Here is a 13,484-nt window from a genome sequence, read left to right as displayed (position 1 = left end):
CGATCAGGACAACCTTGGCGCGGGGTAGAGCAGCCCGGTAGCTCGTCAGGCTCATAACCTGAAGGTCACAGGTTCAAATCCTGTCCCCGCAACCACCGTCAAAGACTCACCACCAGCCCCGGCCAAACGCCGGGGCTTTCGCATGTCCGGGCGACTGATGCCGGCCTGGCCTTCCGCAAGGCCAAGAATCGCCGCAAGCTTACCTAAAAGTGGAAAACCGTGGGCGCCCGGCGCAGCAGCCTCCGGCACCATCCGGATCTTACAGATCAGACCCCGCAAAATCCCCGTCGCCACAGATCGCGTGGACGGCCTCTGCATTGCCTCCGCCAGGCAGCCGATCTCCTGGCGGTAGCGCTCGCCCAAGGCCGGGTGCAGCCGCAGGGCAGGGGCTCGGGCGTCGCCGCAAGCATCCGGGTCAGCTCCGCCTTGCGTCCCTCAAGAGCCTCCATCTTCGCTTTCATCGACGGGTAATACATCCCATCCTCAATCGCGGTCAGGAGGCCCGCGATCTTCGCCTCGGCCTGCGCGAGCGCCGTACGGGCGGCGTCATGATCGCTGCTGCGCCGCCCGGCTGCCTCGTTGAAGGCCAAGCGATAGGCCTCCACGAAGGCGGCGATCAGCTCCGGATGCATCAGGCGATCCCGGAGCCCGCCTAGCACCCGCTCTTCCAAATCCTCGCGTCCGATCGTCGCCCGGTTGGTGCAGACGGCTGCACCGCGGTTGCGCGCCCCGCTGCAGCCGAGGCGGGTCCGATTGATCATCGAGTATCCAGACCCGCAGCAATCGCGACGCACCAGATCCGATAGCAGGTAAGCCGGTCGCCTCGCGCATTCCGGCCCTATGCGGGCATCGTTGACTCCGGCGGGGTTCATCGCTTCGCGGATGCCGGCCTGCCGCGCCTTTACCCGATCCCACAGCGCCGCGTCGATGATCCGTAGCTCGGGCACCTCGGTCGTCACCCACATCTCCGGCGGATTCAGACGCGCCTGGCGCTTGCCCGTGTCGGGGTCTTTCAGGAAGCTCTGGCGGTTCCAGACCCGCACCCCGACATAGAGTTCGTTGTTCAGGATCCCCGTGCCGCGCCGCCAGTTGCCCTGGATGGTCGATGATCCCCAGCTGCCAGAGCCCGTCCCGCCGCTACGGGGCGGCGCCACGCCTTCACCGTTCAGAGCCGCCGCGATTGTCCGTGCCGAGAGGCCGCTGTCGTAATCCGTGAAGATCCGGCGGACCACGGCAGCCTCACCTTCGTCGATATCCCGTTCGCCCGTGATCACCGAGCCGCCCGCATCGAAGCCGCGCCGCACCCGGTAGCCGTAGCTGTTGCCACCGCCCGATTTGCCCGCCGTCACCCGGCCCTCGAGGCCGCGGCGTGTCTTCTCAGCCAACTGCTTGAGGAACTGCGACGACATCAACCCGCCGAAGCTGATCCGCATCTCGTCAATCTCGCCCTCCGACCGGGTTATGATCTTGACCCTGTGATAGGCCATCCGCTTGTGGAGGCCCGCCATATGCTCCTGGTCCCGGGACAGCCGGTCCAGCGCCTCGGCCACGATGACATCGCAGATGCCGTCCCGCACCGCCTTGTGCAGCCGCTGAAGGCCCTGACGCAGATGCGGGGCGCAGCTGATCGCCTCATCCCGCATCTCCTCGACCACGTGCCATACATGCGCCTGGAAAAGCCGTCTGAAGACATGGGATTTTTTCTTCATCTGCGACTAGAATCCGCCCCAAGGAAAGGACGGACGATGAAGCGAACGATACGAAGCGATCAGCAGATCATCGGGATCGTGCAGGAATACGAGGCAGGCGCGAAGTGCGCTGATCTGTGCTGCAAGCATGGAATGTCGGAAGGCACGTTTTATGCCTGGAAGGCGAAGTATTCCGGGATGACAGTGTCCGAGACCAAGCGGTTGAACACGCTGGAATGAGACGCATATCGCCGAATGAGAACGCGAAGCTGAAGAAGTTGGTGGCAGAGCAGATGCCCGACATGGCGGCGATGAAAGAGCTACTGTCAGAAAAATGGTAGCGCTCGCCGCGAAGCGCGAGGCTGTCGCGCAGCTGAAGGCCCGGTTCGGGCTGTTGTAACGCCGGGCGTGCCGGATTGCTACGGCAGACCGGAAGATGGCGCGCTATCAGTCGCGACGCGCACCTGACACGGCGCTGCGGGGTCGGTTGCGAGACCTGGCCAATGAGCGGCGTCGCTTTGGGTATCGGCAGCTTTTTGTGCTGCTGCGGCGCGGTTGGGAGTTGTCGGACATCAACCGCATTTATCGGCTCTACCGCAAGGAAAGGTTAACCGTCCGCAAACGCAAAGCGCGCCGCAAGGCGCTCGGCACGAGGGCCCTGATCCTGATTGAGGCGTGCGCCAATGCCCACTGATCCCTCGACTTCGTGCATGACCAGTTCGCCTGCGGGCGACGGTTTAGGGTGCGGAACGTAGTGGACGACGTCACAGGGGAATGCCTGGCGGCGATCCCCGACACATCGATCTCGGGCCGCCGTGTCGCCAAGGAACTGACGACGCTGGTCGAACAGCGAGGCAAGCCCGGGATGATCGTCAGCGATAATGCGACAGTGCTGACCCCCAACACCATCCTGAAGTGGTGCCCCGAGGCCAAGGTTGAATGGCACGACATCGCGCCCGGCAAGCCAATGCGAGACACGGCCTCGTAGAAAGCTTGACCGGCCGGATACGGGACAAGTTTCTGAACGACGTCCTGTTCCGCAACCTCACCCATGCCCGCGAACTGATGGCGGCCTGGGGGACCGACTACAACACCGGGCGTCCGCATTGTGCGCGTGGCTACAAAACCCGCGCAGGCTTCGCCCTGCACCTGACCAAAACGCTACTGCCCTACCTGCTGCACGCGATAAGGGTTCCGCGCGCTGGGCGATTGCTCAAGCCGCGCCAACCTGCATAAATCCCAACCGAAATCCGGTCGTGGCTGGATGAAAGATAAGTGGCAGGTCATTGCGAACCGCCCTCGTTGAAAGACTTTGGTTATAAATGGGAGAAAAAGTTGCTAGAGGGTCGGCCTTGGCTCGTACCCCCGGAAATCAGCGGATGTGCGACCGGACATGGAGAGCGCGGACCTGTCGTGCAAATTCCTCGACAGGGCCGTCGACCGGCGTATCGCTGATCACGTCGCGGATGGGCAGCGGGCGAACCCGGAACGCGGGGACGCCCAGGTCGGAAAGCCACGCCGTCATCTGGGCTGCAGAGCTTGCATAGACGATTCGACCAAGCCCCACCCAGCCATGGGCGGCGGCGCACATCGGACAGTGTTCGCCAGAGGTATAGACCGTGGCCTTGGCGCGATCCTGAACGTCCATGTTGTTCGCCGCCCATCGGGCGATGGCGAACTCCGGGTGCTGGGTGTGGTCACCCCCGCCGATGCGGTTGTAGTCCTCGAACAGCACCTCACCCTCGGACGACACAAGCACCGATCCGAAGGGCTCGTTGCCGCGGCCCAGCGCTTCGGATGCCAAGTCGACACAGCGCTGCAGGTGCTTTCGATCCGTGTCATCGATCATGATACGCCTTTCCTTTCAACGGACCTGGTCTGGCTTTCGAATGACCGGGCGCAGCTCTCCTGTGACGACCTGATGGCATAAGACGGCCGCGGGACCATCACTCCAAGGCCTCGGAGATGGCGTCGAACACGACCAGCGGATCGACCGGTTCGCGTCCGACGGGCTTCGGTTGCGCCATATGCGTCGCGATGACGACGTTCCGCGTGGGGTTGATGTAGATGTTCTGCCCCTGGATGCCGATGGCGGCAAAGGCACCGTCGGCGATGGACGGCTCGGTCCAGCCCGGCCACCACATGTATCCGTAATCGATCGTCTCGCCGCTTTTCAGCTCCTGCGGTTGGCCGGCGGTCTCCGTCCATCCGTCGGGCAGGATGGTGCTACCGTCGATCACCCCGCCCTCCAGGAAGAACTGCCCGAAGCGGGCGAAGTCGCGCAGGGTGGCGGACAGGCCGCTGCCGCCGATCTCGACCCCGTCGGGACTGTCCAGCCACCAGTTTGCGTCGGCCTCCATCCCATAGGGCTGCCAGATCTTTTCCGCCAGATAGTCAGACAACGGCTTGCCGACCGCGCCATAGACAACCTCGCCCAGAACCTGCGTCTCGCCGGTGGAGTAGGTGTGGTGGGTTCCGGGTTCATGCGCGCGGGGCAGGGCGGCCATCACCTCCATCGCGGCGCCGGGGCGCTGTTCGATCTGCGCACGCAGCAGGTCGCGGCGGTCGGACTGGGGGTCGGTATAGGTCTCGTTCCAGTCGACGCCCGACGCCATCAGCAGGATGTCGCGGATGCTGACCCCGTCATAGGCGCTGCCAGCCAGTGCGGGGACGTAGTCGACCACCATGTCGTCCACGCCGCCGATATGGCCATCGACGATCGCCGCGCCGACCAGGGTCGAGGTGATCGACTTGGCCACCGACATCGACATCCAGCGCGTGTCAGGCGTGTTGCCGCGCTGATAGGTCTCGTAGACGACCTTGCCGTCCTTCAGCACGATCATCCCGGTGACATTGTCCAGCGACAGAAAGTCGTAGAGGTCATAGGTTGCGTCATCGACCTGATAGGTCACCATTTCCGGCAGATCGACCAAGGCCTCCGGCAGGTCGCGGGGCGTGTCGCCGGCCGGGATGGCCCGGGTGGGGAACAGCCGGTCGATGTTGCGGAAGGTGCTGACCGCCAGGTCCGGCGTCAGGTGGCCGTCATAGACGTCCTCGACCGTGCCGATCGGTTCGTCCGCATGCGGATAGTCCTGCGCCTGCGCCTGCACCGCGCCGGGCAGGGCCAGGCACAGGCCCCCCAGGGTCAGCAGGAACCGCGTGCGGTGAAGCGGCCTCAGGGTCATGACATCCTCCCATCCGTTTCGATCCATGAAAGGGCAGTTTTGCAGCATGTGCAAGGCTGGTCATGTCCGAAAGAGGGGCCGTCAGGTTGGCCGATTGGCGCTGGAGCGGTTGCGGCGCGTGCTGGCGCGGGGGATCAGCTGAAACCCCAGGTCGACCGCATGGCCGCGGGGCGCATCCTGTCCGGCCAGGCGCGCGCGGATCAGGCGGATCGCCTGAGCGCCCATCGCCCGCCGATCGGTGGCGACCGAGGTGATGGGCGGTTCGGCCGCGGACATCATCTCGTGGTCGTTGAACCCGCAGATGCCAAGGCGGGAGGGCACCGCGATGTTGCGACGACGCGCCTCGAACAGCACGCCAAGCGCCAGATCGTCGTTGTTGCACAGGACCGCATCCGTCTGCGGCAGGCGCGCCATCAGATCCGCGAACAGCCGGCACCCCAGGCTGACCGAGGACGGCTCGGGTGTGGTGACGACGGGATCGTCGCCGCCCAGCCCGGCGGCCTCCAGGCAGGCGCGGAACCCTGCCAGGCGGCGCTGGCTGCGCGGGTCCATCTGAGCACCCAGGAAGGCCGGCGCGCGGTATCCCTGCGCCAGAAGATGCTCGGCGGCGGCCCGCGCCCCGTCGAAATGCGACAGGCCGACGGCCAGGTCGATGGGATCGGGGCCGACCTCCATGATCTGCACGACCGGGCATTCCGCCCCGGCCAGCAGGGCGCGGGCGGCGGGGGATTGATCGTGGCCCGCGACGATCAATCCCGCCGGGCGCTGTGACAGGAACACGCGGATCAGCTGCTCCTCAGTTAGTGGAGAGTAGCGCGTGGTGCCCAGCTGCACGATCAGCGGGCTGCCCTGCAGACCTTCGTCGATGCCGCGCATCACGTCGGCGAACACGTTGTTGCTGACCGACGGGATGATGACACCCACGATATCGGTGCGCCCCGATGCCAGCGCGCGCGCCGCAGGGTTCGGCACATAGCCCAGTTCGCGGATGGCCCGGTCTATCCGGTCGCGGGCCAGCGGCGACACCTTGGACGGGTCCCGCAGCGCGCGCGACACGGTGATAGGGCTGACATCGGCGGCCAGCGCCACATCAGACAGGGTGATCCGCGAGGTTTTGTTCATGACGCGCGCAGATTACGCCATCGCCGCGCAAAGAAAAGGGGCTTGACCGATGACAGCGCTGTCATCCATGATTGCGCTGTCATCGGGAGGAGACATCATGGACGCGCGGCCGATTCTGGTCATGGGCATCTGCGGCACGGGCAAGTCGACCGTGGCCCGTGGCATCGCCGACCGCATCGGCGGTAGCTTCATCGAGGCGGACCTGTATCACGACGAATCCAGCGTGGCGCGCATGCGGGCCGGGCTGCCTTTGACCGACGACATGCGGTGGGGCTGGCTGGACCGTCTGGCGGCGGCGACGCGTGCGACGCCCCATCGCGCCGTTCTGGCCTGCTCGGGGCTCAGCCAGGCGCATCGTGACCGGCTGCGGGCCGGGGCAGGGGCGATGGACATCGTGTTCCTGCACGGCGACCGCGACCTGATCGCGGCGCGCATGGCGGCACGGCGCGACCACTACATGCCCGCCAGCCTGATCGACAGCCAGCTGGCCGCGCTGCAGCCCCCCGATCCCGCCGCCGAAGGCGCGCTGTGGATCGACGTGGCGCTGCCGCCCGACCAGATCATCGACCGCGCGGTCGCGGCCCTGTCCGACCCGCGCCTAGTTTCAACCGGAGGAGAGACACCATGACCAAGATGACCCGTTTCCTGATGTCGGCCAGCGCCGCGATGGCCTTGGCCGCACCCGCCATGGCCCAGGATCACAGCTTCCGTTTCCAGTCGTCCGACCCGTCGGGCAACCCGAACTTCGTCCTCCAGCAGGGCTGGGCCGCGGATGTCGCGGAAAAGTCCGGCGGCCGCATCGCCATCGACCTGCTGCCGGTCGAATCCATCGTCGCCCATAACGAAACCCAGGATGCGATCGCCACGGGCATCCTGGACGGTCACGTGACCGACCTGTCGTATTTCTCGGGACGCGATCCGGCCTTCGGTCTGATGGGCAACCCGGTCGGCGCCTGGTCCGACCCCGAGCAGATGCTGGACTTTGTCGAGAACGGCGGCGGGGCCGAGCTGCTGAACCAGATCATGAACCCCTATGGCCTGCAGTTCATCGGCGCCACCACGCCGGGCCTGGAGGCGCTGGTCAGCGCCGTGCCGCTGGACGGGGTCGATGATCTGGCCGGCGTCAAGATCCGCGCGCCCGAAGGCCTGGTCCAGTCGGTCTTTGCCGCCGCCGGCGCATCGCCGGTGAACCTGCCCGGCTCCGAGGTGTTCACATCGCTGGACAAGAAGGTCATCGACGCGGCCGATTACAGCGTCTTTTCGACCAACCAAGCCCAAGGCTTGAACGAGGTCGCGCCCCATCCGGTCTATCCCGGCTTCCACTCCATGCCCCTGGTCGAGATCTCGATGAACAAGGAGAAATGGGACGCCCTGCCCGAGGACCTGCAGCAGGTGATGACGCAGTCGGTTCGCGATTTCGCCCGCGTCCAGGTCGCAGCCCTGGCCGAGGCCGACGCGGCCGCCGTGGCGGAGGCCGAGGCCGGCGGGACGATCACCGTCCACGACTGGTCCGACGAAGAGCGCACCAAGTTCCGCGGCATCGCGATGGGCGAATGGGAAAAGGTCGCCGGACAGTCGCCCGCGGCGCAGCAGGTCTATGACGCGCTGACCGCGTACCTGACCGAAAAGGGCCTGGTGCAGTAAGCGCCGCAGGATCGGGCGTCCGCGCCCGGTCCCTTCCAGGGAGGAGGACATGATGGACGCATCCGAAGCCATTCCGCGCGAGGAACACGAGGCCGTGCCCCAGTCGGGGCGCCTGGGTCGCGTGATCGACCGTCTGGCGATCATCCCGGCCCTGGGCCTGGTGGTCGCCATGCTGATCCTGATCCAGGAGGTCGTGCTGCGTTACGTGTTCGGCCGCCCGACGAACTGGGCGCACGAGACGACGGTGTTCCTGTGCGCGATCTCGTTCGTCTACGGGGGCTTGCTGTGCACCGCGCGCGACCGGCACATCCGGGTCGTCCTGGTCTATGACCTGCTGCCGCCCGCCGCGCGGCGGGTGGCCGACATCCTCATCTCGGCGATCTGCGGCCTGTCCTCGGGCGCCTTCGCCTGGGCGGCCTGGCAGATGGTCAAGCGGTCCGCCTGGCGCCCCGACGGCAGCTTTCACCTCGAGACCTCGGGCTCGGCCTGGAACCCGGCCTATCCGGGCGTGCTCAAGGTGCTGCTGATGGTGGCGCTGGCGATCATGGCCCTGCAATTCGCCATCCTGACCGTCAACTATGCCCGCGGGCACAAGGGAGCCCGCTGATGGAGATCTTCGGTTCGCTGCAATCCCTGGGGATCGAGGCCGGGACGGGCCTTCTGTTCGCGCTGCTGCTGCTTTTGCTGCTGACGGGCATCCCGCTGGCCTTCGTCACGCTGCTGGTCACGCTGATCTTCGCGCTCGGGTGGTTCGGTCCGAACGTCGTGCCGCTGATCACCAGCCGCGTCTATACCTTCGTGTCCAGCTTCGTCTTCGTGTCGGTGCCGATGTTCGTGCTGATGGCCGCGATCCTGGACCGCAGCGGCATCGCCCGCGACCTGTTCGAGGCGATGCGCCTGGTCGGCGGCCGCATCCGCGGCGGCGTGGCGGTCCAGACGATCTTCGTGGCCGTCATCCTGGCCGCCATGTCCGGCATCATCGGCGGAGAGGTCGTGCTGCTGGGCCTAATCGCGCTGCCCCAGATGCTGGCCCAGGGCTATGACCGCAAGCTGGCCATCGGCGTCGTCTGCGCGGGCGGCAGCCTGGGGACCATGGTGCCGCCTTCGATCGTGCTGATCATCTATGGCCTGACCGCGAACGTCTCGATCGGCGACCTATTCACGGCCGCCTTCGTGCCGGGCTTCATGCTGGCGCTGCTCTATGTGGCCTATGTGCTGATCCGTGCCTGGCTGACGCCGGGCGACGTGCCCCCGGCCGTCACCGCCCGCGTCCCGCGGGACGAAAAGCTGCGCCTGCTCAAGGGCCTGTTCCTGCCGATCCTGGTCGTGATCATGGTGCTGGGCTCCATCTATGGCGGCATCGCATCCGTGACCGAGGCCAGCGCCGTGGGCGTGGCGGGCGTGCTGATCTCGACCGTGATCCGCGGCGAATTCACCTGGGGCCTGCTGCGCGGCGCGGCCATGCAGACGCTGCAGACGGTCGGCATGATCGTCTGGATCGGCATCGGTGCATCTGCCCTGGTGGGCGTCTTCAACCTGATGGGCGGCATCAACTTCGTGTCGGAACTGATCACCGGCATCAGCGACAACCCGACGATCATCATCCTGTTCATGATGGCGATCCTGTTCGTGCTGGGTATGTTCCTGGACTGGGTCGGCATCGCGCTGCTGACCATGCCGATCTTCGTGCCGATCATCGTCAGCCTGGGATACGACCCCGTCTGGTTCGGGGTGCTGTTCGCGATGAACATGCAGGTCAGCTTCCTGTCGCCGCCCTTCGGGCCCGCCGCCTTCTACCTGAAGTCAGTGACCCCGCCGGACATCTCGCTGGGAGAAATCTTCCGCGCCCTGCTGCCCTTCATCGGGCTGCAGATCCTGGCGGTGGGCCTGCTGATCCTGTTCCCGGCCCTGGCGATCTACTGATCGCCTGCCGTGGATCGGGGGGCATGCCGGATGCGGCGTGCCCCCTTTTCGTTCGGGGACAGGAATGTTGCACCGGCAAGCGGATTGACGGACAATCGGGGTCCGTCACCCAAGGCTGACCCATCATGCACGACCCCGAACCCGTCCCCCGTCCGGACCTGTTCACGAACAAGGACCATGACGCCTGGCTGGAGCAGTTCCTGTTCCTGCGATACACCCTGCACATGCCGGCCGAACGCATCGCCCAGATCGACTATGGCCTTGACCCTGACCATCCCGAAGCCCCGATCGCCGGCCTGTTCTGGGGCAGCCAGATCGAGCGGGACTATCCCCGGCTGGACCTTCGCCACCTGTGGCGAAAGAGGCCCGGCCAGGTTTGAAGCCCTGCGGTGTCAGGCGCTGGATCGCCCGGTGGTCTGACGCCCTATATCCGACCCCCCATCAATGCCTGGCAGGAAGGACTGGGACCAACTCCTTCCTCCGCAGGGCGCCAGCGCGTTCGACCAGCGGCGCACCGGTCGCCGGGATCAGGCTGGCATAAGCGGCGGGTGTCACAGGTGCGTCGGCCGTGGTGGCCGGGTCGGCTGCGGGCTGCTTGCCGCGGCAGTTGACTTTGTCCCCACCCGGCGGCATTTCCGTCCGTGATGGTTCCCGTGCCGGCCAAGGCCCCGGCAGGGTGAAAAGGGAACGTGGTGAGGTGTAGCCATCAGGCGCCGAATCCGCGACTGCCCCCGCAACTGTAAGCGGTAGCCGACCCCATGATGCCACTGGCGCCCCCTGCGCCGGGAAGGCGGGGAAGGCCGCGACCCGCAAGTCAGGAGACCTGCCATCATGACCTGAACCAACCCGGGCGGGGTGCCCCGGAGAAAGACCGCATGCGCCGATCCACGGCCTTCATCCGACGCGACCGCGAAGGTGGGTGGGACCCCGGTGACGCCGCTGCGCCTTTTTCAGCCCCGTCCTTCGTTTCATGAAGGACGACCATGACGACCAGAATCTTCCTGACGACCGCGGTGGCGCTGGGCCTGGGCCAGGCGGCCCTTGCCGCGCCGACCGACTATCCGCTGGTGATCGACAATTGCGGGCACCAAGTGACCATCCCCGCGCGTCCCGACAACGTCGTGTCGATCGGCCAGTCCACGACCGAGATCCTGTATGCGCTGGGCCAGGCGGACCGGATGGCCGGGACCGCGCTGTGGTTCACCCCGGTGCTGCCCGCCTTTGCAGAGGATGATGCCAGGGTTGACCGCATCAGCGACGACACGCCCAGCTTTGAATCGGTGGTGAACCGGCGCCCCGGCTTCGTGCCGACGATGTTCGCCTGGATGATCGGGGATCAGGGGGCGGTCGGCACGCGCCGGCAGTTCGCCGATCTGCGCATTCCGGCCTATGTCATGCCCACGGACTGCCAAGGCAAGGACAACAGCGTGGGCGCCGACGGCACCCGCCTTGCGCCCTTCGACATCGCGACGCTGTGGGACGGCATCGACCAGATCGCGCGCGTCATGGACGCGCAGGACGCGGGCCAGGCGCTGATCGCCGACCTGCAGGCCCGAGAGGTGGCGGTCGTGGAGCGCGCGCGGGCGATGGACCTGCCGGATGCGTCCGCGGCGGTCTGGTTCTCCTCGGCCGATCTGGCGCTGGACCCCTACATGGCGGGCGGGATGGGCGTCCCGGCCTGGATGATGGACCGCCTTGGCCTGCGCAACGTCGTGACCTCGGACGAGGAATGGCCCGCCGTAGGGTGGGAGACGATCGCCCGTGCCGACCCCTCGGTGCTGGTGATCGCGCGCATGGACCGCCGCCGCTTTCCTGCCGACGATGTCGAGGCAAAGCTGCGCTTTCTGAAAACGGACCCGGTCACGCGCCGGATGACCGCCGTGCGCCGGGATCGCATCGTCATCCTGGACGCCGAGGCGCTGCATCCCGGCATTCGCATGATCGACGGGCTGGAGGCCTTGGCGGCGGGCATGGACGGGCTGTCCGAATGACCGCCGATGTCGGGGTGCCGACCGTCCGCCGCCCCTTGGCCCCGGTCTGGCTGTGGGTGTCGCTGCTGATCGTGGCGGCCCCCCTGGCCGGCACCGCCCTGGGGGAAACGCCGATCCCCCTCTCGACCGTCTGGCAGGCGCTGGCCAACCAGATGCTGGGTGCGGGCTATCCGCTGGACCCGATCGATCAGGGTATCGTCTGGGCTTACCGCCTGCCGCGCGCGCTGGTGGCAGGGGCCTGCGGAGCGGGGCTGGCGATCTCGGGGCTGGTCCTGCAGACGCTGTTGCGCAACGCACTGGCCGACCCCTATCTGCTGGGCATCTCGGCGGGGGCGTCTACGGGGGCCGTGACGGTCGCGGTGGCGGGGATCGGCGCGGGGTTCGTGCCGATGTCGGCGGGCGCGCTGCTGGGCGCGATCGCGGCCTTTGCGTTGGTGGTGGGGTTGGCGCGCCTGTCGGGTGGCGGTCCGGGCGCGCGGGGTGCCGCGCAGATCGTGCTGGCAGGCATCGCCGGGTCGCAGCTGTTCAACGCCCTGACCAGCTTCATCATCGCGCGGTCGGCCAGTGCGGAACAGGCGCGCGGCATCATGTTCTGGCTGCTGGGCAACCTGTCGGGCGTCCGGTGGGACGATGTCGGCCTGTCGCTGGCCGCCGCCGTGACCGTCCTTGGCGCGGCCGCATGGCACATCCGCGCGCTGGACGCCTTTGCCTTCGGCACGGAATCGGCGGCGTCCCTGGGCGTGCCGGTCCGGCGCGTTCAGGCCGTGCTGATCCTGGCGACCGCCATGGCCACGGCGGTCATGGTGTCGGTCACCGGTGCGATCGGCTTTGTCGGGCTGGTCGTCCCGCATGCGGCACGGTTCCTGGTGGGCACGCGCCACGCGCGGCTGGTGCCCGTGTCGGCGCTGATCGGCATGGTCTTCCTGATCGCCGCGGACGTGATCGCGCGGATGCTGGTACCCGGCCAGACCCTGCCCATCGGCGTCGTGACCGCGCTGGTCGGCGCGCCGGCCTTTGCGGCGATTCTGATCCGCGGGCGGTCCGCGTCATGATGCTGATCGCGCGTGATCTGACCCGCCGCCTGCGCGGACGCGCCCTGGTGGCCGGCGTCACCCTGGACATCCGCCCCGCAGAGATGCTGGGCCTGATCGGCCCGAACGGGTCGGGCAAGTCCACGCTGCTGCGGATGCTGGCCGGGTTGGTCCGCCCCGACGGCGGCCAGGTCGCGCTGGACGGCCGGCCGCTGCGCACCATGCCTGCGCGCCAGGTCGCCCGCCACATCGCCCTGGTCGCCCAAAGCGCCGAGACGTCGGACCGCATCACGGTCCGCGATGCCGTGGCCTTGGGGCGCACGCCCTGGCTGGACGCCCTGCGGCCCTGGTCCCCGGCGGACGAGGCGCATGTGACGCAGGCGCTGGCGCGGGTCGACCTGGCACATCTGGCGGGGCGCGACTGGTCGACTCTGTCGGGGGGCGAACGCCAGCGCGCCCATATCGCCCGTGCGCTGGCGCAGGCGCCGCGGATCCTGCTGCTGGACGAGCCGACGAACCACCTGGACATCCGTCATCAGCTGGCGATCCTGGATCTGGTGGGCGGCCTGGGCCTGACCACGGTGATCGCCCTGCATGACCTGAACCAGGCGATGCGCTGCGACAGGCTGGCGGTGATGCAGGCCGGTCGGTTGGTGGCCCTGGGCCCGCCAGACCGTATCCTGACCGCGGACCTTCTGGCGCGCGTCTTTCAGGTGCGGGCAAGCACGCTGACCGATCCGCAGGACGGCAGCCGCGTGATGCGGTTTCATCCGGTCGTCTGATGCCATGAGAGGGATTGGAGCGGGTGACGGGAATCGAACCCGTGTCTCTAGCTTGGAAGGCTAGGGTCTTACCATTACACAACACCCGCGCGGGGATCGGTATAGTCCGCCCGCGCGG

12 protein-coding genes, 2 tRNA genes, 1 pseudogene and 1 riboswitch are annotated in these 13,484 nt (G+C 67.1%); of the genes and pseudogenes, 10 read left to right on the top strand and 5 right to left on the bottom strand.

Annotation, left to right across the window (positions count from 1 at the left end; genetic code table 11):
* The first annotated feature begins 18 nt into the window (after positions 1-18).
* Positions 19-95, top strand: a tRNA-Met gene (locus SY26_RS14875).
* A 171-nt stretch (positions 96-266) separates the two neighbouring features.
* On the opposite strand, the gene SY26_RS14870 is transcribed toward SY26_RS14875, so the two are convergent.
* Positions 267-1,709: a recombinase family protein gene (locus tag SY26_RS14870; protein WP_052715299.1), complete on the bottom strand. Its 1,443-nt coding sequence runs from the start codon at positions 1,707-1,709 to the stop codon at positions 267-269.
* Between the two features lie 36 nt (positions 1,710-1,745).
* Here SY26_RS14870 and SY26_RS14860 point away from each other — a divergent pair.
* Positions 1,746-2,956: pseudogene (locus SY26_RS14860) on the top strand (IS3 family transposase).
* A 104-nt stretch (positions 2,957-3,060) separates the two neighbouring features.
* Here SY26_RS14860 and SY26_RS14855 read toward each other — a convergent pair.
* From SY26_RS14855 to SY26_RS14845, 3 genes are all read right to left on the bottom strand, one after another.
* Positions 3,061-3,537 carry a nucleoside deaminase gene (locus SY26_RS14855; RefSeq protein ID WP_046001132.1) on the bottom strand — a complete coding sequence of 159 codons (477 nt, stop codon included), beginning with the start codon at positions 3,535-3,537 and terminating at the stop codon, positions 3,061-3,063.
* Positions 3,538-3,634: 97 nt separating this feature from the next.
* The gene (locus tag SY26_RS14850) at positions 3,635-4,873 is read right to left on the bottom strand and encodes a serine hydrolase (protein WP_046001187.1); all 1,239 of its coding nucleotides are present in this window, start codon (positions 4,871-4,873) and stop codon (positions 3,635-3,637) included.
* An 81-nt stretch (positions 4,874-4,954) separates the two neighbouring features.
* Entirely contained in the window at positions 4,955-5,995 is a 1,041-nt protein-coding gene (locus SY26_RS14845) for a LacI family DNA-binding transcriptional regulator (protein ID WP_046001131.1), read from the bottom strand.
* A gap of 97 nt (positions 5,996-6,092) precedes the next feature.
* Here SY26_RS14845 and SY26_RS14840 point away from each other — a divergent pair, with 97 nt between their 5' ends.
* The 8 genes from SY26_RS14840 (at position 6,093) to SY26_RS14805 (ending at position 13,366) form a co-directional block, all read left to right on the top strand.
* Positions 6,093-6,623 (top strand): gluconokinase, encoded by a 531-nt coding sequence (locus tag SY26_RS14840; RefSeq protein WP_198143176.1) that lies wholly within the window; start codon positions 6,093-6,095, stop codon positions 6,621-6,623.
* Positions 6,620-7,639, top strand: a complete 1,020-nt coding sequence (locus tag SY26_RS14835) for a TRAP transporter substrate-binding protein (protein WP_046001129.1) — start codon at positions 6,620-6,622, stop codon at positions 7,637-7,639. The genes SY26_RS14840 and SY26_RS14835 overlap by 4 nt, the downstream gene beginning before the upstream one ends.
* A gap of 49 nt (positions 7,640-7,688) precedes the next feature.
* Positions 7,689-8,246 carry a TRAP transporter small permease subunit gene (locus SY26_RS14830; protein ID WP_045982565.1) on the top strand — a complete coding sequence of 186 codons (558 nt, stop codon included), beginning with the start codon at positions 7,689-7,691 and terminating at the stop codon, positions 8,244-8,246.
* Positions 8,246-9,562, top strand: coding sequence for a TRAP transporter large permease subunit (locus SY26_RS14825; protein WP_045982566.1), 1,317 nt, complete (start codon positions 8,246-8,248; stop codon positions 9,560-9,562). The genes SY26_RS14830 and SY26_RS14825 overlap by 1 nt, the downstream gene beginning before the upstream one ends.
* Before the next feature lie 125 nt (positions 9,563-9,687).
* A complete protein-coding gene (locus SY26_RS14820) occupies positions 9,688-9,942 on the top strand; it encodes a hypothetical protein (RefSeq protein WP_046001128.1) in 255 nt (84 codons plus the stop codon).
* Positions 9,943-10,190: 248 nt separating this feature from the next.
* Positions 10,191-10,408: riboswitch (cobalamin riboswitch) on the top strand.
* 137 nt (positions 10,409-10,545) lie between these two features.
* Entirely contained in the window at positions 10,546-11,553 is a 1,008-nt protein-coding gene (locus SY26_RS14815) for an ABC transporter substrate-binding protein (protein WP_046001127.1), read from the top strand.
* Positions 11,550-12,605 carry an iron ABC transporter permease gene (locus tag SY26_RS14810; RefSeq protein WP_046001126.1) on the top strand — a complete coding sequence of 352 codons (1,056 nt, stop codon included), beginning with the start codon at positions 11,550-11,552 and terminating at the stop codon, positions 12,603-12,605. Before SY26_RS14815 ends, SY26_RS14810 begins: the two co-directional genes overlap by 4 nt.
* Positions 12,602-13,366 (top strand): ABC transporter ATP-binding protein, encoded by a 765-nt coding sequence (locus tag SY26_RS14805; protein WP_046001125.1) that lies wholly within the window; start codon positions 12,602-12,604, stop codon positions 13,364-13,366. Before SY26_RS14810 ends, SY26_RS14805 begins: the two co-directional genes overlap by 4 nt.
* Before the next feature lie 15 nt (positions 13,367-13,381).
* Here the strand turns inward: SY26_RS14805 and SY26_RS14800 are convergent.
* Positions 13,382-13,455: transfer RNA gene (locus SY26_RS14800), tRNA-Gly, on the bottom strand.
* Positions 13,456-13,484: the final 29 nt, after the last annotated feature.

Source organism: Paracoccus sp. 228, assembly GCF_000967825.1.
Lineage (GTDB): Bacteria > Pseudomonadota > Alphaproteobacteria > Rhodobacterales > Rhodobacteraceae > Paracoccus > Paracoccus marcusii.
This window is presented reverse-complemented; position numbering and strand designations above follow the sequence as displayed.